The 19,378-nt window shown below is 57.1% G+C and carries 14 protein-coding genes; 9 read left to right on the plus strand and 5 right to left on the minus strand.

What is annotated here, in order from left to right; genetic code table 11:
- Positions 1 to 433: 433 nt before the first annotated feature.
- A complete protein-coding gene (locus N7578_RS21950) occupies positions 434 to 1,648 on the minus strand; it encodes a ubiquinone biosynthesis hydroxylase (RefSeq protein WP_311112330.1) in 1,215 nt (404 codons plus the stop codon).
- An 87-nt stretch (positions 1,649 to 1,735) separates the two neighbouring features.
- Between N7578_RS21950 and tesB the strand changes: the two genes are divergently transcribed.
- The 6 genes from tesB (at position 1,736) to N7578_RS21980 (ending at position 9,296) form a co-directional block, all read left to right on the plus strand.
- Positions 1,736 to 2,620 carry an acyl-CoA thioesterase II gene (tesB, locus tag N7578_RS21955; protein WP_311112331.1) on the plus strand — a complete coding sequence of 295 codons (885 nt, stop codon included), beginning with the start codon at positions 1,736 to 1,738 and terminating at the stop codon, positions 2,618 to 2,620.
- Positions 2,621 to 2,832: 212 nt separating this feature from the next.
- Positions 2,833 to 3,183 (plus strand): P-II family nitrogen regulator, encoded by a 351-nt coding sequence (locus N7578_RS21960; RefSeq protein WP_178340600.1) that lies wholly within the window; start codon positions 2,833 to 2,835, stop codon positions 3,181 to 3,183.
- Between the two features lie 28 nt (positions 3,184 to 3,211).
- Positions 3,212 to 4,561, plus strand: a complete 1,350-nt coding sequence (locus N7578_RS21965; protein ID WP_311112332.1) for an ammonium transporter — start codon at positions 3,212 to 3,214, stop codon at positions 4,559 to 4,561.
- 218 nt (positions 4,562 to 4,779) lie between these two features.
- Positions 4,780 to 7,464, plus strand: coding sequence for a DNA translocase FtsK (locus N7578_RS21970; RefSeq protein WP_311112333.1), 2,685 nt, complete (start codon positions 4,780 to 4,782; stop codon positions 7,462 to 7,464).
- A 202-nt stretch (positions 7,465 to 7,666) separates the two neighbouring features.
- Positions 7,667 to 8,341: an outer membrane lipoprotein carrier protein LolA gene (locus N7578_RS21975; protein WP_311112334.1), complete on the plus strand. Its 675-nt coding sequence runs from the start codon at positions 7,667 to 7,669 to the stop codon at positions 8,339 to 8,341.
- Positions 8,342 to 8,492: 151 nt separating this feature from the next.
- Positions 8,493 to 9,296 carry an exodeoxyribonuclease III gene (locus N7578_RS21980; protein WP_311112335.1) on the plus strand — a complete coding sequence of 268 codons (804 nt, stop codon included), beginning with the start codon at positions 8,493 to 8,495 and terminating at the stop codon, positions 9,294 to 9,296.
- A gap of 9 nt (positions 9,297 to 9,305) precedes the next feature.
- On the opposite strand, the gene N7578_RS21985 is transcribed toward N7578_RS21980, so the two are convergent.
- Positions 9,306 to 9,761, minus strand: a complete 456-nt coding sequence (locus N7578_RS21985; RefSeq protein WP_311112336.1) for a Crp/Fnr family transcriptional regulator — start codon at positions 9,759 to 9,761, stop codon at positions 9,306 to 9,308.
- A 100-nt stretch (positions 9,762 to 9,861) separates the two neighbouring features.
- On the minus strand, positions 9,862 to 10,545 hold the full coding sequence (locus N7578_RS21990) for a response regulator transcription factor (RefSeq protein ID WP_311112337.1): 684 nt from the start codon (positions 10,543 to 10,545) through the stop codon (positions 9,862 to 9,864).
- Between the two features lie 199 nt (positions 10,546 to 10,744).
- Here N7578_RS21990 and N7578_RS21995 point away from each other — a divergent pair, with 199 nt between their 5' ends.
- The gene (locus N7578_RS21995) at positions 10,745 to 11,248 is read left to right on the plus strand and encodes a L,D-transpeptidase family protein (RefSeq protein WP_311112338.1); all 504 of its coding nucleotides are present in this window, start codon (positions 10,745 to 10,747) and stop codon (positions 11,246 to 11,248) included.
- Positions 11,249 to 11,303: 55 nt separating this feature from the next.
- On the opposite strand, the gene N7578_RS22000 is transcribed toward N7578_RS21995, so the two are convergent.
- Positions 11,304 to 11,873 carry a CarD family transcriptional regulator gene (locus tag N7578_RS22000; RefSeq protein WP_311112339.1) on the minus strand — a complete coding sequence of 190 codons (570 nt, stop codon included), beginning with the start codon at positions 11,871 to 11,873 and terminating at the stop codon, positions 11,304 to 11,306.
- Positions 11,874 to 12,413: 540 nt separating this feature from the next.
- Between N7578_RS22000 and N7578_RS22005 the strand changes: the two genes are divergently transcribed.
- The gene (locus tag N7578_RS22005; protein WP_311112340.1) at positions 12,414 to 17,174 is read left to right on the plus strand and encodes an NAD-glutamate dehydrogenase; all 4,761 of its coding nucleotides are present in this window, start codon (positions 12,414 to 12,416) and stop codon (positions 17,172 to 17,174) included.
- Between the two features lie 97 nt (positions 17,175 to 17,271).
- Positions 17,272 to 18,648, plus strand: a complete 1,377-nt coding sequence (locus N7578_RS22010) for an MFS transporter (RefSeq protein ID WP_311112341.1) — start codon at positions 17,272 to 17,274, stop codon at positions 18,646 to 18,648.
- Positions 18,649 to 18,699: 51 nt separating this feature from the next.
- On the opposite strand, the gene phaR is transcribed toward N7578_RS22010, so the two are convergent.
- On the minus strand, positions 18,700 to 19,275 hold the full coding sequence (gene phaR, locus N7578_RS22015) for a polyhydroxyalkanoate synthesis repressor PhaR (protein WP_311112342.1): 576 nt from the start codon (positions 19,273 to 19,275) through the stop codon (positions 18,700 to 18,702).
- Positions 19,276 to 19,378 lie beyond the last annotated feature (103 nt).

The raw sequence follows: 19,378 nt of genomic DNA on the forward strand, positions 1-19,378 counted from the left end.
TCAACGTACTGTCCGCGAAATCGACTGCTCTTGTCCGCCGCACTCCTTTTGCCAAGGAGACAGCCATACTGAGACACACATGGCAATAGCACGGAAGAAAGGCAATAGCCCATTATGACGGAAGTGACAGGACAAACGCATGAAGACGGAGTTCTTAATTCGATTCAATGACTTGAAAGACAAAAAGAATCCGGCGACAGACCGCTTTGATTCGGATACGGAACAGTTTGAGAACGAATCAAATACGAATCGCTGACTCGGGCTGATTCAGTTTTTGTTCACGGCAAGATGTGGACAGGAATCAGGCAAGCCATACCAGATTGTGAATCCGGATAATCGCGCGCCCGGTATACGGCCTTGTTCTCACAGAATCCAGGATTCGCCTGTCAAGCGTCTCTGCGATATGACGGCCGAGATACTTTGAAACCGCGCCTCAAAGCGCCTGACCTGCCAGCAGTCTGGGCGCATCGCGCTCGCTCGTACCCGCCGCCTGGCCAATGAAATAGGATTTCAGCCCAGGCAGGCGATCAACGATACCAAGGCCGAGATCACGCGCGACGCGGATCGGTCCGACATCATTCGAGAACAGTCGATTGAGAACATCCGTGGTAACGCCCATGCGCAACGTATCGAACCGACGCCATGCCTGATAACGCTCCAGAACGTTGACCGAGCCTATATCCAGCCCCAGCCGGTCTGCCTCGACGACCGTTTCCGCAAGAGCCGCAACATCCTTGAAACCAAGATTAAGTCCCTGACCGGAAATCGGATGGATGCCATGCGCGGCATCGCCTGCAAGCGCAAAGCGCGGCGCGATGAACGCCCGGGAGAGCGTCAGGCCAAGCGGAAATGCATTGCGTGCCCCCACCGGACGGATAGCGCCCAGCTTGTGACCGAAGCGGCGCTCCAGCTCCTCTTCGAAAACGAGATCATCCGACGCCACCAGACGGTTGGCGTCCGCCGTCCGTTCCGTCCATACCAGCGAAGAACGATTGCCCTTCAAGGGCAGGATCGCGAACGGGCCGGACGGCAGGAAATGTTCCTCGGCACAACCGTTGTGGGGCCGATCGTGTTCGACAGTCGTGACGATGCCAGACTGGTCGTAGCTCCAGTGAACCGTCTTGATGCCCGCCATGTCACGCAATGCCGAACGAACGCCGTCACAGGCAACCAGCAGCTTGGCCTCCAGCAAAGTGCCGTCGGAAAGCGTGATCGAAGTAGACTGGGGACCTGAAGAAAAACCCGAAACACTGAGGCCGTGTCGAATCTCGATACCGAGACGCTCACACAGCCCACGCAAGGCACCGACCATCGCGACATTCGGTATCATATGCGCGAAGGGCTTGCCCTCGTCCACCGCCCCATCAAACGTCAGAAAGATCGGGCGCACAGGATCAGCCGTTTTCGAATCGGTCACGATCATCTTGTGGATAGGCTGCGCCTCGGGCTCGATCTCGCTCCAAATGCCGAACACGTCGAGCATCCGCGTCGCCGCAGCGATAACGGCGGAAGCCCGCACATCTTTCTTCCACACATCCTCCGGCGCGGCTTCAACGACCTGCACGCCAAGATGCGGGGCCGCCTGCTTTATGGCAACAGCAGCGGAAAGTCCGACATATCCACCTCCGGCTACAACCACATCAAGCATAGCGCCTCTCCTCAAATCCTTGTGCACACATCATCGGCGCACTATAGACCATGTGACGTCTTCCTACAGCCGGAGCAGGCCGAAAAAATGTCGCATCCCTCGCAAGTGTCAGATCCAATGGAAAACCTGATCGCCACGCTCGACTTGGAGAAGCTGGAAGAAAACCTTTTCCGGGGCGAAAGTCCCCAGATTGGCTGGCAGCGCGTTTTCGGCGGGCAGGTTATCGCGCAGGCGCTCATCGCCGCCCAAAGGACTGTAGAAGAAGACCGCTTCGTGCACTCGCTGCATGCGTATTTCATGCGGCCGGGCGATCCCCGAGTGCCGATCATCTATCAGGTCGAGCGCATCCGCGACGGCTCAAGCTTCTGGACCCGCCGCGTTGTCGCGGTACAGCACGGCAAGGCCATCTTTTCCATGTCGGCATCGTTCCAGATCTTTGAGGGCGGTTTCACACATCAGATAAGGATGCCCGACGTGGCACCACCGGAAAAACTGATGAGCGAGGAGCAGATGCAGACGGCTTTTCTAGCAAAGGCACCTGACTCCATTCGCAAATACTGGGCAAACAAGCGCCCCATCGAGATAAGGCCAGTTTCCCTGACGCATTATATCTCGAAAGAGAAGCTGGAACCGCAGCAGGATATATGGGTCCGCGCCGTCGGCAAGGTGCCGGACAACCCGCATTTCCAGTCGGCCATTCTTGCATATCTGTCTGATATGACCCTGCTCGACACGTCGCTTTATGCCCACGGAACGACGATCTTCGACCCCTCCATCCAGGTCGCCAGCCTCGACCACGCCATGTGGTTCCATCGCCCGTCAAAACTGGACGACTGGCTGCTTTACACACAGGACAGCCCCAGTGCATCCGGAGCACGAGGCCTCACCCGTGGCAGTATTTTCACCCGAACGGGTGAACTGATCGCGTCGGTCGCCCAGGAAGGGCTGATCCGCAAAAGGGCAAATGATTAAATTGTGCGCTTTTTTGAAAAAAAGCACATTTAATAGACGCAAAACGCGGCATCAAATGCCGCTTTTTCAGACGCCCGTCATATAATTTTTATATTTCAATAACTTAACAACACCACTAAAACTGGCACGCCCTTTGAATGTATGTCGTTAGTCGCTGTTACTGATCTGCCAGCGGCAAGGAGAGTCGGCTCCGTGCCGAGGACAAACAAAGGATGGGAAACCAGATGAAAATTGTGATGGCCATTATCAAGCCGTTCAAGCTGGACGAGGTGCGCGAAGCCCTTACCGCTGTCGGCATCCAGGGCCTGACCGTGACCGAAGTAAAGGGTTACGGACGCCAGAAGGGGCATACCGAAATTTATCGCGGCACGGAATATGCGGTGAGCTTTCTACCCAAACTGAAGATCGAGATCGCAGTCGCCTCGGACGTCGTGGACAAGGCTGTCGAAGCCATCGCATCCGCTGCCAAGACCGGCCAGATCGGTGACGGCAAGATTTTTGTCTACTCTATCGAACAGGCCGTGCGCATCCGTACCGGCGAAACCAACACAGAAGCGCTTTAAGCACGGCTGACAGGGGAGTCTTCCAACCATGCAATTCAACAAATTTTCCACGCTCGGCCGTTCGGGCGCCAGTGCGGCAGCCTTTCTGGCGCCAGCCATCGCCTTCGCGCAGGAGACCGCACCAGCGGCAGCAGCAGCAGCCCCGGTCCCTGAAAAGGCCGATACGGCCTTCATGTTCCTCGCGACCATTCTCGTCCTGTTCATGATCCTTCCCGGTCTGGCGCTGTTTTATGGCGGCCTCGTCCGCACCAAAAACATGCTTTCCGTGCTGATGCAGTGCACCGTCGTCACAGCCGTCATGATGCTCGTATGGGTTATCTACGGTTATTCCTTTGCCTTCGGTGGCGGCACGGGCCCTTACTTCGGCGGCTTCGGCAAACTGTTCCTCTCCGGCGTTTCGCTCGACAGCACGTCGGCAACCTTCTCTGAAGGTGTCGTCATCTACGAATACGCCTTCATCGCCTTCCAGATGACCTTCGCGGCGATCACGCCTGCGTTGATCGTCGGTGCCTTCGCGGAACGCATCAAGTTCTCTGCTGTCATCCTTTTCACCGTTCTGTGGGCCACCTTTGTTTACTTCCCGGTCGCACACATGGTCTGGGATGCAAACGGCCTGATCTTCGGCATGGGCGCTCTCGACTTCGCTGGCGGCACGGTCGTTCACATCAACGCCGGTGTTGCTGGCCTCATCGGTGCAATCATGGTCGGTAAGCGTACCGGTTACGGCAAAGACATGATGGCGCCGCACTCCATGACACTGACGCTGGTCGGTGCAGCAATGCTGTGGTTCGGCTGGTTCGGCTTCAACGCCGGTTCCAACCTCGAAGCGTCCGGCGGTGCAGTTCTCGCAACCATGAACACCTTCCTCGCAACGGCCGCAGCTGTCGTTTCCTGGTCCGTGGTTGAAAGCTTCACCCGTGGCAAGGCGTCCATGCTGGGTGCTGCTTCGGGCATGATCGCAGGTCTCGTTGCCGTCACTCCAGCAGCAGGCTCCGTTGGCCCGATGGGCGCGATCGTTCTCGGCCTGATCGTTTCGCCGGTCTGCTACTTCTTCGTCTCCGTCGTGAAGAATAAATTCGGCTATGACGATACCGCGGACGTCTTCGGCGTTCACGGCATTGGCGGCATCATCGGCGCACTCGGTACAGGTATCTTCACCTCGCCGCTGCTCGGCGGCACGGGCAAGGAAGACTTCTCGATCGCTTCGCAGGTCTGGACGCAGTTCGTTGCCGTCGCGATCACCATCGTATGGTGCGCCATCGTCTCCGCCATCCTCTACAAGATCGTTGACGTGATCGTCGGTCTGCGCGTTCCGGTCGAAGCCGAACGCGAAGGCCTCGACCTCGCAACGCATGGCGAAGCCGCATACCACTCCTAAGACTTCGGAAAGGTCCGATCGGACCCCACTCCAACTGGAAAGGCCCGTCTAGACGGGCCTTTTTCTTTTGCTTGGATGGCCCGGCCGTAGCTGCGATTTGTCGAAAACATGCATGGTTAACATCGTATTAACCAGCAAGCGGTTAGTTTTCCCTGTCAATCCGGGATTCGGCGCTCTGTCGAATCTTGCCAAAACCAGAAAAGCAACGGGTTCAGGACATGGGCAGAGCCAATTCTCCGACATTCGATGGTCGTCACAACCGGTTTGTGCTGACGGCCTTTTTCATGCGGCAGATCATGGCCCTTGGCGGTTTCACGCTTCTTGCGCTGATCGCGCTCGGTATCGCAGCGCTCGCCACCTGGAACGTCGCCGATCCAAGCCTCTCATACGCCACGGCAAACCAGCCAACCAATCTTCTGGGTCACGGCGGCGCGATTTTTGCCGACATCATGATGCAGTTCTTCGGGCTGTCGTCGATCCTTTCCATGCTGCCTGTTCTGGCATGGGCCATCATTCTGATCGCCGGACGCAGGTTCAACCGGGTTCCGGCCCGCCTTGTCGCATGGATTGCCGGAACATTCGTCGGCGCGGCCTCGCTTGGCTGTTTTCCTGCCCCCGTGACATGGCCCCTTCCAAACGGAATTGGCGGCGTCATCGGGGATATGATCCTTCGCTTCCCCGCCCTGTTTATCGGCTCATACCCGACGGGTACCGTTGCAACGGTGCTTGGCGCCCTGTTTGCCCTCCCCGCCACGTGGCTTATGTTGTTTGCGGCAGGTGTCGTGGGAACGCCAGACGAAGAAGATTACATTGAGCAGGCTGCCCCCGTCACGCAAAGCAAAGCGCGTTCCGTACAGCAGGTGGACGATGACGAGGAAGATGACGGCGAAGGTTTCCTTGCGCGCCTGTTGCCTCTGGGTGCGCTCGCTCACTACTGGTACATCACCCAGGCGCGGTTCCGCCGACTTTTCGGCCTCAAGTCGAAGTCCCTGCAAGACGAATTCGAGCAGCCATACGACTTCAACGAATATGAATTCGGGACGCTCAACGAACCGTCGCGCCTCAAGACAGCAATAAATCGACTGGATCAGCGCGCAGAACCCTCGTTCGAAGAACGGGCGGCATCGCGCCGTCAGATGTCACCTCCGCCGATCTCGCTCGATCACGGCGACGATTATGGTGACGATCCGCACTTCAATAGGGACGAACGGCGACTTCCGGATGGTATCCTCTCGGCCGGCGACGAGTTCGACGATGCCAATGCGCAGTTCACCAACAGGCAACCGGCTGGACGCGGGCAGCCTCGCATCACGGCTCCCTCCGCTCGCCCGAAACCCAGCGAACGCGTCGTACGCGAAGCGCAGGCATCCTTCATCGCGCCGGATGGTTTTCAGCTGCCCACCGTCCATCTTCTGGCCGAACCGAAGAACGTGGTCCGCGACAATACGCTGAGCGAGGAAGTGCTGGAGCAGAACGCCCGCCTTCTCGAAGGGGTTCTCGAGGATTTCGGCGTCAAGGGTGAGATCATCCATGTACGCCCCGGCCCGGTCGTTACCCTTTATGAACTGGAGCCAGCTCCAGGTATCAAATCATCACGCGTCATTGGCCTTGCAGATGACATTGCGCGCTCCATGAGTGCCATTGCAGCCCGCGTCGCCGTCGTGCCCGGCCGCAACGCAATCGGCATCGAATTGCCCAACCAGACGCGCGAAACCGTTTTCCTGCGTGAACTGATCGGCAGCCGCGATTTTGAAAACAGCAAGGCCAAGCTCGCCATGGCGCTAGGCAAGACGATCGGCGGAGAGCCCGTGATTGCCGACCTCGCCAAGATGCCGCACCTGCTCGTTGCGGGTACAACCGGTTCGGGCAAGTCGGTGGCAATCAACACCATGATCCTGTCGCTCCTCTACCGCATGTCCCCGGAGCAGTGCCGACTTATCATGATCGACCCCAAAATGCTGGAACTGTCGATCTATGACGGCATCCCGCATCTGCTCTCTCCCGTTGTCACGGATCCCAAGAAAGCGGTCGTTGCGCTGAAATGGACCGTGCGCGAGATGGAAGAGCGCTACAAAAAAATGTCGAAGATCGGTGTGCGTAACATCGACGGCTTCAACAGCCGCGTCCAGCAGGCGCTCGACAAGGGTGAAATCCTCACCCGTACCGTGCAGACCGGCTTTGATCGCCAGACCGGCGAAGCGATGTACGAGACTGAAGAATTCGACCTGAAGCCCTTGCCCTACATCGTCGTCATCATCGACGAGATGGCCGACCTGATGATGGTTGCCGGCAAGGATATCGAAGGCGCCGTCCAGCGTCTTGCGCAGATGGCGCGTGCCGCCGGCATCCACGTCATCATGGCGACGCAGCGCCCTTCCGTCGACGTCATCACCGGCACCATCAAGGCGAACTTCCCGACCCGCATTTCCTTCCAGGTCACCTCGAAGATCGACAGCCGCACCATCCTTGGCGAACAGGGCGCGGAACAGCTGCTCGGCATGGGTGATATGCTCTATATGGCTGGCGGCGGGCGCATCCAGCGCGTTCACGGACCCTTCGTTTCCGACAACGAGGTGGAGGAAATCGTCGCCTATCTCAAGACGCAAGGGGCGCCGGAATATCTCGAGGCGATCACCGAGGAAGACGACGATGAAGATGGCGGCGGCCCGGCCGGCACCGGCAATCTATCGGAATCCGACGACCCATACGATCAGGCGGTCGCCGTGGTCCTGCGCGATGGAAAGGCATCCACCTCCTATGTTCAGCGCCGTCTTGGCATCGGATACAATCGCGCTGCCTCGCTGATCGAGCGCATGGAGCAGGAAGGTATCATCGGACCGGCAAATCACGCGGGGAAGCGCGAAATACTCGTTCCGACGGAAGCAGACATCATCGAACGGTAACGCATTGGATTGAAAGTCTCATCGGGTTTTCGGGTCGCCCGGAATTCAACCCAGTCCGGGTAGCGGCAAAAGCGTCTGTAATTTTTCTTTTCGCCGCTCCCAACACCGCAACCAGACGCGGCATGACAGCGTTATTAAACGCTTGTGGCGTCATGAAGCCGCCGCGTTTATGCGGAAAAACGACGCGATGAAGGAGAATAGAATGAACGATCTCACGACCGGCGAAACCGTACCGGCAACATCATCGCGAAATGGCATGTCACGGCGCGGCGTACTGACGGTATTTTCGCTGGCCGCAGCGATGGCTGGTCTGTCTCCGCTCCATGCCTTGGCGCAGTCTGCAGGCGAAAATGCAACCGCGCAGAAAATAGCCAACCACTTCTCATCGGTTAAAACCATGATGGGCGAATTCGTGCAGTTCGGCCCGCGCGGCGAACAGACAGGTGGCAAGTTCTACATCGAACGGCCCGGCAAGCTGCGCTTCAATTATGAAGACCCCTCACCCATGCGTGTCATCGCTGACGGCAAGAACGTCGTGATCGGCAACGCTAAGCTCAAGACATGGGATCTTTACCCGCTTTCGAAGACGCCGCTCAGCCTGCTGCTCTCGAACAAGATCGATCTGAGCAATCAGAAGGTCCGCGATGTGAAGGAAGAATCCGACCTCACCACCATCGTGCTTGGCGACAAGAGCATTTTTGGTGATTCCACCATTACGCTTATGTTCGACCCCAAGACCTTCGATCTGCGCCAGTGGACGACCACCGACGCCCAGAACAAGGATACGACGGTGATGATCTTCAACGTTCAGACAGGCGTGAGCTTCGACGAGCGTGTCTTCAACATCAACTACGAAGAAGTGCGCAAGCGCGGCTGAAGAGACGTCTGCTTGTCATCAAGAACAAATGGAAAAGGCGACCATGGGTCGCCTTTTCCATTTTACCGCGAAAACACGTTCCCGTTTTCGTTGCGATGTTATAAGCCTTCGGCTCTGCGGCAAAGTGGCGGTAATAGCGGAGCATATCTACATGGCATTTTCGATAACCACCTGGAACATCAATTCCGTTCGGCTTCGCATGCCGCTCGTTGAGCAGTTCCTGGTACGCTACAAACCGGATATTCTCTGCCTTCAGGAAACGAAGTGCCCGAATGGCGAATTCCCGATGAAGCCGCTGAGAGCGCTCGGTTATGAGCATGTCGTCATCCATGGACAGAAAGGCTATCACGGCGTCGCAATCGTCTCGAAAGTGCCACTCGCCGAAGATCATCGCCAGGACTACTGCGGGATCGGTGATGCCCGGCATATCTCCGCAATGTTCGAAGTGGGATCGCGACGCATCCGCCTCCATAATTTTTATGTTCCTGCCGGTGGCGACGAACCCGATCGTTCGATCAATCCGAAATTCGGCCACAAGCTCGATTTTATCGAGGAAATGAAGGCACTGCGCGCCAATGGCGTACCCGGAACGTCATCGATACTGGTGGGCGACCTCAATATCGCACCGCTCGAGAACGACGTCTGGTCGCACAAGCAGCTTCTGAAAATCGTCAGCCATACACCGGTTGAGACGGAAGGCCTGCTGGACATCATGAAAAAGGGGGACTGGCTCGATCTGATGCGCCTGAACGTGCCCGACAGCGAGAAGATCTACACCTGGTGGAGCTACCGCGCCAAGGACTGGGAAGCCGCAGACCGGGGACGACGCCTCGACCACATCTGGTCGTCGCAAGATCTTGGCGCATCGTTGGAAAAGATCGACATTCTGCGCGAAGCACGCGGCTGGAACCGACCATCCGATCACGTTCCGGTCACGGCCCACTTCAGCTTTTGAGCCAACGTGTCAGGCGAAACGGTTTTGCAGGCGCGATGCGCCTGCCGCCAGCGAGGCAATATTATCCCGGATACGCGCGGTAACGATATCCGCAACTTCGGGAAACTCTTCCACTAGCCGGTGAAAGAGAATGCGCGTGATACGAATGACTTCGGAATCCTCGGCTGCGACAGCCGTGAACTTGCGTTCGCAAAGTGTAAAAAGTGCCAGTTCAGATAACAGGACGCCCTTGCCGGGTGTGGCCTGAAGAACGGGCTTTCCATCACGACCCGCAGTGAAAAGCTCGAAGCGGCCCGTTGTAACGGCGAAAGCGCATTCGGCCGGCGAGTGTTCGCGAAACAATGTCTGGCCGGACGATACGCGACGACGCTCCGCGCCAAAAGCAATAAGGCGCAACTGATCGTCGCTGAAGCCCGCAAACAACGGAACTTGCCCCAGCAACATGATGTCGTCTGTTAAGGCCATCGTGATCCCAGCTCCAGAAAACCGCCCGTTTCATCATAGAGCGGTTTTCCGCCATCGGCGCGTGGAAAACAAGGCGCGAGATACTGAAACAACGGCTTGTTCAGGGAACGATTTTATAACCGCCATTTTCCGTCACGAGAATTTCCGCATTGGAGGGATCTCGTTCGATCTTCTGACGCAGACGGTAGACGTGTGTTTCCAGTGTATGCGTCGTCACACCAGAATTGTAGCCCCAGACCTCTTCCAGCAGAACGTCACGCGTTACGACCGCACTGCCAGCACGATAGAGATAGCGGATGATGGCCGCTTCCTTCTCCGTCAGGCGTATTTTCTTGCCGTCTTCGGTGGTCAGCAGCTTCTGGCTCGGCTTGAACTGGTACGGGCCGACGGTAAACACCGCATCCTCACTCTGTTCGTATTGCCTGAGCTGCGCACGGATGCGCGCCAGGAGAACCGCAAAACGGAACGGCTTTGTGACGTAGTCGTTGGCACCAGCCTCAAGGCCGAGGATGGTGTCGGAATCCGTATCATGCCCTGTCAACATGATGATCGGAGCCTTGAAACCACCCTTGCGCAAGAGCTTTACGGCCTCTCGGCCATCCATGTCGGGAAGGCCGACATCCATGATGAGAAGATCGACTTGGGACGATTTGGCGATCTGGGTCGCCTGCGCCGCGTTCGCGCCGCTCAGGATCGAGAACTCCTCATAGGGAGAGAGTTGCTCGGTCAGCGTCTCCCGAAGATCGTCATCATCGTCTACGAGGAGTATGGTGCGGGCCGTCATTCGGATTCCCAGCCTTTCTTTAATATTGCTTACATCGCTTTAATCGTAAGCCAATTCAGCGGTTTGCGGGCAAAACGTCAACCCATTGCCATCATATAACGACGTGCTATGACTTCACGTTGAATAACCTTCAAAGCAAAATCTCGTGAAACCTATAGCGACACAGCCTGTTAAACAACGTAAACGCGCATCAACGCTGGTGGTTCGGCAAGCACCGTCGAAAATCAGCCGCGCCATCGTTCAGCTGGGGTATCTGACTTTTCCGGCCGCGATAGGCCGCAACGGGCGAACCGCATTGAAACATGAAGGCGATGGAAAATCACCCATTTCTACAATGCGCGTCCTGCATGGTTTTTATCGCGGTGACCGCGCCGGTAAAACCGCTACCGCTCTACCCATGACACGTATACGCAAATCGATGTTGTGGTGCGATGCGCCAGGTGATCCGAACTACAACAGGCTCGTCAAGGCACCCTTCTCACCAAGCCATGAAGAAATGGCCCGCACCGATGGACTTTACGATGTGTGCCTGGTTCTGGATTGGAACGTGAGGTCGCGCCGCCGCAATCGCGGTTCGGCAATCTTTATGCATCTCATCCGCCCCGGCTTCGAGCCGACCGCAGGCTGTGTTGCCGTGCGCCCGCGCGACATGCGCCGCATCCTCACACACCTGAAGAACGACAGCCGAATTCGCATTCTTTGATAAAAACAAAAAAGCCCGCCTTTCGGCGGGCTTTTTTAAATAGAACAGCCGTGAATTATGCGGCTTCGTCCTGAGAGTCGTCTTCGTCGACAGCCTTGCCGCGCTTGGGACCCTTTGCGAGGTTCGTTTCGACAAGACGGACCGCCTCGGTTTCGGACATCTTGTTGACGGCTGCGATTTCGCGAGCCATGCGATCGAGTGCAGCTTCATAAAGCTGACGCTCGGAATAGGACTGCTCCGGCTGGTTTTCTGCACGATAGAGATCGCGCACCACTTCCGCGATGGCGATCAGGTCGCCGGAATTGATCTTCGCATCGTATTCCTGGGCGCGACGCGACCACATGGTACGCTTCACACGCGCCTTGCCCTGAACGACTTTCAGTGCACGCTCAACGAAATCTCCTTCGGAAAGCTTACGCATGCCGATGCTGACAGCCTTGGCTACAGGAACCTTGAGGCGCATCTTGTCTTTTTCAAAATCGATGACAAAAAGCTCAAGCTTCATGCCAGCAACTTCTTGTTCCTCGATTGCAGAAATGGTACCGACACCATGAGCGGGATACACGATCGCTTCACCGGTCTTGAAACCGTGACGTGCTGGAGATTTCTTCTGCTGGGTCGTCATTCGTTCTAAAAACTCCCTGTTACATACCCGTTGTACCGGGTTGGGTCGGTCAGGCCCTGATGAGACGGGGGAAACCGTCAGGTGACTCCGCACTGGTCCAGCTGTGCGCGCAAAAACGTCCCTTCTCGCAACTCGTGTGTCGAGAGCGTAAACGCTCGATATGTCACGGGAACCGCGTGCAAAAGAAGAGTTGCTTTCGTGGTGTTTTTGGGCACACAAATGCCGCGCTGTGGATCAGTGTTGGTGGTGTATCACAAAAATAGGCGCGAATCAATGATTTGCTTCCATCGCGACATAGCAACACGCAACGGCCCGCGAACCGCATTGGAAATCGGCCCCCAAGATACTGCTGTTTTGCTTTAACTGCTCGACAAAATCGACAAAAGCAATAAATTTTCGCCGTAGAGCCGCATAAGCATAAAAGCCTCTTAAACTCTTCGCATTTACACGCCAATATCCGATTCGACTGAGAAGGCAAAACCGCGAAATTCCGGGTGCCTTTTCACAGTAAAGTGTGATTTTTGGAGGAATCCGCGCAAAATGGGCTACCGAAACAATCCAAAACGCGAAAAACACATCGAGAAAGCTCGACAACTCGCGACTGCCGAAAAAACGCCGTTTCTTGATCCAGGGATCCTCTACGGGCGCGCAAGCCCCGATGACATAGAAAATTATTCCGCAGAAATGCTGGCGACCAGTGCCGCCCATACATTTGAGGCGCTCTCCCGCTGGAAAGGCGACAAACCCCATATCGGCATTTCTGCCGTTGAAGGTGTGACGCCCAAGGATATCCCCGTCACGGTTCTGACGATCATCGGACGGAACATGCCGTTCCTGTACGATTCCGTGATGGGTGAAGTCACCAGCAGCTACCGTGGTCTTTACCTTGCCGTGCATCCCATTCTTGTACGCGATACCAAGGCCGAAGCAGGTTATCGCCTCGCGGATGCGGATGATGATCCGACAGAGAACATCAGCCTTATCCAGCTCCATATCGCCCCTTTGACGCCGCAGGCCGCTGCCACGCTGGAAGAGAGGCTGCGTTTCGTTCTTGCTCAGGTTCATTCGGCCTACAGCGACTGGAAACCCATGCTCGCGAAGCTGGACGAGGCGCTCGGCGAACTAGAGGAGCGCGGATCGGCCCGACGAAAGAGCGAGCGCTCAGAAGCGGTGGAATTCCTGAACTGGCTGCGCAGCGATAATTTCACTTTCCTCGGCATGCGCGACTACACCTATTCCGGCACCGGAAAGAACGCGCGGATCGAGCGCGGCGACGGCGTAGGTCTGGGCATTCTCAGCGATCCCGACGTACGGGTGCTGCGCCTCGGCAAGGATGCAGTCACGACCACGCCGGAAATTCTGGCGTTTCTGGACGGCCCCGATTTCCTGATCGTTACGAAAGCCAACGTGAAATCCATCGTGCACCGACGTGCCTACATGGATTACATCGGCATCAAGCGCTTTGACCAAGACGGCAAAGTCATCGGCGAACTGCGCATTGTCGGCTTGTTCACGGCGACCGCCTACACACGCCCCGTCAGACAGATTCCATTGCTGCGGGCGAAGGTTGCGGAAGTCGAGCGGCATTTCGGCTTCGATCCGAACAGCCATTCCGGCCGCATTCTGCACAACACGCTGGAAGCCTATCCACGCGACGATCTCTTCCAGATCGAAGAAGACCTGCTGATCCGCTTTGTCGAGCAGATCATGGAACTGAGCGATCGCCCACGTGTGCGTGTGCTCGCCCGCATCGACCGTTTTGACCGTTTCGTATCCGTCATCATCTTCGTGCCGCGTGAGGAATACAATTCCTACGTTCGCGAGAAGATCGGCGATTATCTGAGCAAGGTCTATGACGGCCATATTTCGGCCTATTACCCCGCTTTCCCGGAAGGCGCTGTTGCCCGCGTTCACTTCATTGTCGGTCGCACGGACGGAAAAACGCCGCGTATTGCCCAGGACAAGCTGGAGGATGCCGTCAGCGACATCGCCGCCCGCTGGATCGACCACTTCATGACACTTTCCGAACCGGGAGCACCGCTTCTGGATGTGGATCAGGCCTATCAGGAAGCCTTTACGCCGGAAGAAGCTGTCGGCGACATGCGCGATATCATCGCAACGGCAAAAGGCGAAGCGGTGCGTATCGAGTTCTATCGGCAGGACGAACAGGCTGCCGACAGGCTATCTCTGAAGATTTTCCATCGCGATGGCCATCTGCCGCTCTCGCGACGCGTACCGCTGCTGGAAAACCTCGGCTTCAATGTCATCAGCGAGCGCACATTCGATATCGGCGTTGTGTGGGAGGGAAACCGCCAGAATATCGTCCTGCACGACATGGAGCTGGCAATTGCGACAGGCGGCACGCTGGATCTCGGCGTATACGGACCAAGACTGGAAGACGCATTCCTCGCAGCCTTCACCGGCAAGGTGGACAACGACAATTTCAACCGCCTGATCCTTGCTGCAGGACTGACGGTACGGGAAACCTCGGTCTTGCGCGCCTATGCACGCTATCTGCGGCAGACCGGAATTGTCTATTCGCAGGAGCATATCTCCGAAACACTGTTCAAGTATCCGGCGATCACCCGCAAGCTGTTCGATCTTTTCACCACGGACTTCGATCCGGCGATTGCCGAGAAGACCCGCATCAGAAAACTTTCCGAACTCCACAAGGCAATCGAAACTGCGCTTGGCAGCGTTCCCAATCTCGATGAGGACCGCACGCTACGGCGTTACGTCAACGCCATCGACGCCACGTTGCGCACCAACTACTTCCAGAAGAACGAAGACGGCACGCCGCGCGAAATGCTTGCCTTCAAGTTCGACCCGAAACATCTGGACGGCCTGCCTGATCCGCGCCCGTTCCGCGAAATCTTCGTCTACGGCACCGAGGTCGAAGGCGTGCACCTGCGCTTCGGCAAGGTCGCGCGCGGTGGCCTGCGCTGGTCGGACCGCGGTCAGGACTACCGCACCGAAGTGCTTGGCCTGGTCAAGGCACAGCAGGTCAAGAACGCGGTGATCGTGCCGGTCGGCGCCAAGGGCGGCTTTTTCCCCAAGGCTCTACCCGCCGGCGGCACGCGCGACGAAATATTCAATGCCGGCCGCGAGGCCTACAAGACCTATATCCGCACCCTCCTTTCGATCACCGACAACATCATCGGTGATGAGATCGTTGCGCCCCCGGATACCTTGCGGCTGGACGGAGACGACCCCTATTTCGTGGTTGCCGCCGACAAGGGAACGGCAACATTCTCCGATACGGCGAACGAACTTGCCCGCGAGGCGAACTTCTGGCTGGACGATGCCTTCGCGTCCGGTGGTTCGGCAGGGTATGACCACAAAAAAATGGGCATCACCGCCCGCGGCGCATGGGAAACCGTAAAGCGTCACTTCCGTGAAATGGACACGAACATCCAGACCACGCCGTTCACTGTCGCGGGCGTCGGCGATATGTCCGGCGACGTTTTCGGCAATGGCATGCTGCTGTCGGAAAAGATCCGGCTGGTTGCGGCCTTCGATCACCGCGACATCTTCATCGATCCGGATCCTGACACCGACAAATCCTTCGCAGAACGCAAGCGCATCTTCGAACTCCCCCGCTCGAGCTGGCAGGACTATGATCGCTCTGTGCTTTCGAACGGCGCGATGATTATTTCCCGTGCGGAGAAATCCGTAACGCTGACGCCCGAAGCGGCAGCAGTCATCGGTATCGACAAGACCATTGCGACGCCTTTCGAGATCATGACCGCCATCCTGAAATCGCCTGTCGATCTTCTGTGGTTCGGCGGTATCGGCACCTACATCAAGGCAGCGGTGGAAACCAACGCCGAAGTGGGTGACAGGGCCAACGACCCTATCCGTATCAATGCCACGGAAGTCCGGGCGAAGGTGATCGGCGAAGGTGCCAACCTTGGCATCACCCAGAAGGGGCGTATCGCCTACTCACTCGTAGGCGGACGATGCAACTCCGACGCCATCGACAACTCGGCTGGCGTCAACTCATCGGACGTCGAGGTCAACTTCAAGATTGCACTGGCATCTGCGGTGAACGGCGGCCGCCTGACGATGCCGAAGCGCAATCAGTTGCTCGCTTCCATGACGCCGGATGTGGCAAAGCTGGTATTGCGTAACAACTACCTGCAATCGCTGGCAATCTCGCTGACAGAACGTCGAGGCACCGGCAACCGGGAAGAACTTGGCCGGTTGATGGGCGCACTCGAAGCCGCAGGGCAACTGAACCGCAAGGTCGAAACCTTGCCGAACGATGCCGAGTTTGCTGAACGCTACGCCAGCGGAAAGCCACTCACGCGTCCGGAAATCGGCGTTCTGCTGTCCTACGCGAAGCTGACGCTGTTTGACGCATTGGTCGCAAGCACGCTGCCGGACGAACCGTATCTTCAGCACATGCTGATGGATTACTTCCCCGTCAAGATGCAAAAGACCTATGCCGACGACATCAGGAACCATCGCCTGCATCGCGAAATCGTTGCAACGGCTCTCGCCAATACGGTCGTCAACCGGGGTGGACCAGGCTTCGTGCAGAAGCTTGCCGACGCCAGCGGTCTTCTGCCAGCCGATGTCGTCAAGGCGGTCATGATCGTTGAGGACGGCTTCGGCCTCAAGCGCCTCTGGGCCGAGGTCGATGCACTTGACGGGAAGGTCAGCGGCGAAATCCAGAACGGCCTTTATGAGCGGATTACCCGCATCTTCTCCGAGGTGAGCAGGCTGTATCTGCAGGCCCGTGGCGGGGGTGCAGGCGCAAACGCCATGGCGGACGAAATCGACCGTCTTAAGAGCGCCATAAAAACGCTGTCTCCGGTCGCGGCGAAATATCGTCAGGGACAGGGAGTCATTGAACTCGAGGGCGTTCCTTCGGGGCTGATTCAGGAACTCGATACCCTGTCGCTCCTGGTCTACGTTCCGGAGATCATGCTCATCGCGGACAGCGCCTCGACAACGCTGGCGCGTGCAGCCGACAGCTATGCCACGGTTTCGTCAACGTTCCGCGTGGCGAAGCTGCTGGAGGCAAGCCAGCGCATTTCACCCGCCGACCACTATGAGAGCCTCGCACTTCTTCGCAACCAGGATCAGATTTCCTCGGCAAGACGAAAGATCGTCGTATCGGCGCTGACGGAATATGCGAAGGAGAAGGATCCGGTACAGGCCTGGTATGCGGCAGATCGCGTACGCGTCAATCGCATCGTGTCCGAGCTTGCCGCCTTGAGCGACAGCGGTGAAATCAACCTTGCCCGGTTGACCGTCGCTGCAGGACTTCTGGCGGATATCGTACAGGCGCGCTGACCGGCATCAAGAAACCATCCGGGCGGATCTGCCCGGATGGTCAACCGGAAAAGGCGGCTTTTAACGTCAGAGCCCGCCTTCCATCACAGGAAAACGCATGACCGCTTCTTCCCCAGCCAGCGAAATGCCGACCGCAAAACGGGGTATCTGGGGCTGGGTCATGTTCGACTGGGCGGCACAGCCTTTCTTCACCGTCGTTACCACATTCATCTTCGGCCCCTACTTCGTGTCGCGCCTCACGGAAGATCCCGTGTCCGCGCAGACGACATGGAGCAACATGGCGACGATCTCATCCATCGTCATCGCCATTTTCTCACCCATCCTCGGCTCGATTGCCGACCAGTCTGGTTCGCGCAAACCGTGGATTGCCTTTTTTGCCATCATCAAGATCGTCAGCCTGTCGCTTCTGTGGTTCGCAGCCCCCGGCTCCCCCATCATCGTGCCGGTTGTCTGCATGATCCTGGCCTCGATTGCCGCTGAGTTTTCCATCGTCTTCAACGATTCCATGATGCCGCGGCTGACCAATCCCCAAAATGTCGGCCGTATCTCCAATCTTGCATGGGGGTTGGGTTATCTCGGCGGCATGGTGGTACTAATCGCCGTCGTCACCCTGCTTGCCGCCAACCCGCAGACCGGAAAAACCATAGCCGGCATTGCACCGCTCTTTGGTTTGGACCAGGCGACCGGAGAAGATGCCAGAATAACCGGACCGATCGCCGCGATCTGGTATCTTATCTTCATCATGCCGATGTTCCTCTTCACGCCGGATGCGCAGAAGGGTTTGCCGTTCAGGACCGCCATACGCACGGGACTGACGGAACTTACCGCAACCCTGCGCGAGCTTCGCACCCGCCCAGCCCTGCTTCGCTTCCTTATCGCCCGGATGCTCTATCAGGATGGTGTCAATGGTGTTCTCATCCTCGGCGGAGCCTTTGCTGCCGGTATGTTTGGCTGGGCCACCATGGAGATCGGACTTTTCGGCATTCTTCTGAACGTCGTCGCCATTGCCGGCTGTTTTGTCGCTGGCCGCATTGACCAAAAGGTCGGCTCCCGAACGACGATCCTCATCAGCCTTGTCATTCTGCTGATAGCGACCCTCGGCATCGTATCGACAGAGCGCAGCTCTACCCTCTTCGGATGGGTGCAATTATCGACCACGGACAACGGCGGAATCTTCACCACCGGCGCGGAAAAAGCCTATCTTCTTTACGGTGTATTGATCGGTATCGCGTTCGGTCCCGTACAGGCTTCGTCACGTTCCTATTTGGCGCGCAACATCACTGTTGCCGAGGCTGGCCGTTATTTCGGCATTTACGCGCTTTCGGGCCGCGCCACCAGTTTCTTGGCAACGCTGAGTTTCTCTATAGCAACGTCTCTCAGCGGCTCCGCCCATGTTGGCATGGCAACGCTGATCGTGTTTCTGGGAGCCGGATTTCTGCTTCTGCTGCGCGTCCCCGAACGCGCGGCACATTAGGCCAGAAATCGAAAGACAGGCGAACCGGCATCAGCCGGTTGCAGCCGACTTTCAAAGTTGGTCGAGTTTTTGCTGCAATGCGCGCAACTGCTCTTTCAACTCGTCGATTTCGGAAGCATTCGGTTTGCGCGGTTCCTTTGGCGCCTGCGGCATCGCAAAAGGCGCAAACCCCTGCATGGCTTGGCGGAACAGTTCCGTATTGCGACGGATTTGTTCCTCCATCAACTGAAGCGGCGCCTGAAAATTCCGGGCAAGTGAACCGTCCCCGAATGCCTTGGCCATATGCTCCTGCATCTGGCTCTGCTGATCGGAAAACGTCTTCATGGAGTGTTCGAGAAAGGTCGGCACAACCATCTGCATCTGGTCGCCATAATAGGAAATCAGCTGTCTCAGAAATGCCGTTGGCAACAACGTATTACCGGTCTTTGCTTCCTGCTCGACAATGATCTGCGTCAGCACCGCGTGGGTGATGTCTTCCGACGTCTTGGCGTCCTGAACCTTGAAGTCCTCACCGCGCTTGACCATCTGCGCCAGATCGTCAAGCGTGACATAGGTGCTCGTACCCGTATTGTAGAGCCGTCGGTTCGCGTATTTTTTGATGATTGTTTCGCCGTCGTGCTTTGCCATCCTCGCCTCCTCGCGATGCTGGTATTTTTTTGTTTTTTGGTGTTATTGCTCTTCCCGAGGCGAAGTGTAAGCGGAAAACCGGCTCCGTGACAAATGTTTTGTG

Origin of the sequence: Agrobacterium tumefaciens, from assembly GCF_031801495.1 — a bacterium.
Taxonomy (GTDB): Bacteria; Pseudomonadota; Alphaproteobacteria; order Rhizobiales; family Rhizobiaceae; genus Agrobacterium; species Agrobacterium tumefaciens_K.

Bases quoted from the DNA above. Each gene is read 5' to 3' on its own strand.
- N7578_RS21950 (WP_311112330.1), bottom strand. From the start codon at position 1,648: ATGCTTGATGTGGTTGTAGCCGGAGGTGGATATGTCGGACTTTCCGCT.
- tesB (WP_311112331.1), top strand. From the start codon at position 1,736: ATGTCGCATCCCTCGCAAGTGTCAGATCCAATGGAAAACCTGATCGCC.
- N7578_RS21960 (WP_178340600.1), top strand. From the start codon at position 2,833: ATGGGAAACCAGATGAAAATTGTGATGGCCATTATCAAGCCGTTCAAG.
- N7578_RS21965 (WP_311112332.1), top strand. From the start codon at position 3,212: ATGCAATTCAACAAATTTTCCACGCTCGGCCGTTCGGGCGCCAGTGCG.
- N7578_RS21970 (WP_311112333.1), top strand. From the start codon at position 4,780: ATGGGCAGAGCCAATTCTCCGACATTCGATGGTCGTCACAACCGGTTT.
- N7578_RS21975 (WP_311112334.1), top strand. From the start codon at position 7,667: ATGAACGATCTCACGACCGGCGAAACCGTACCGGCAACATCATCGCGA.
- N7578_RS21980 (WP_311112335.1), top strand. From the start codon at position 8,493: ATGGCATTTTCGATAACCACCTGGAACATCAATTCCGTTCGGCTTCGC.
- N7578_RS21985 (WP_311112336.1), bottom strand. From the start codon at position 9,761: ATGGCCTTAACAGACGACATCATGTTGCTGGGGCAAGTTCCGTTGTTT.
- N7578_RS21990 (WP_311112337.1), bottom strand. From the start codon at position 10,545: ATGACGGCCCGCACCATACTCCTCGTAGACGATGATGACGATCTTCGG.
- N7578_RS22000 (WP_311112339.1), bottom strand. From the start codon at position 11,873: ATGACGACCCAGCAGAAGAAATCTCCAGCACGTCACGGTTTCAAGACC.
- N7578_RS22005 (WP_311112340.1), top strand. From the start codon at position 12,414: ATGGGCTACCGAAACAATCCAAAACGCGAAAAACACATCGAGAAAGCT.
- N7578_RS22010 (WP_311112341.1), top strand. From the start codon at position 17,272: ATGACCGCTTCTTCCCCAGCCAGCGAAATGCCGACCGCAAAACGGGGT.
- phaR (WP_311112342.1), bottom strand. From the start codon at position 19,275: ATGGCAAAGCACGACGGCGAAACAATCATCAAAAAATACGCGAACCGA.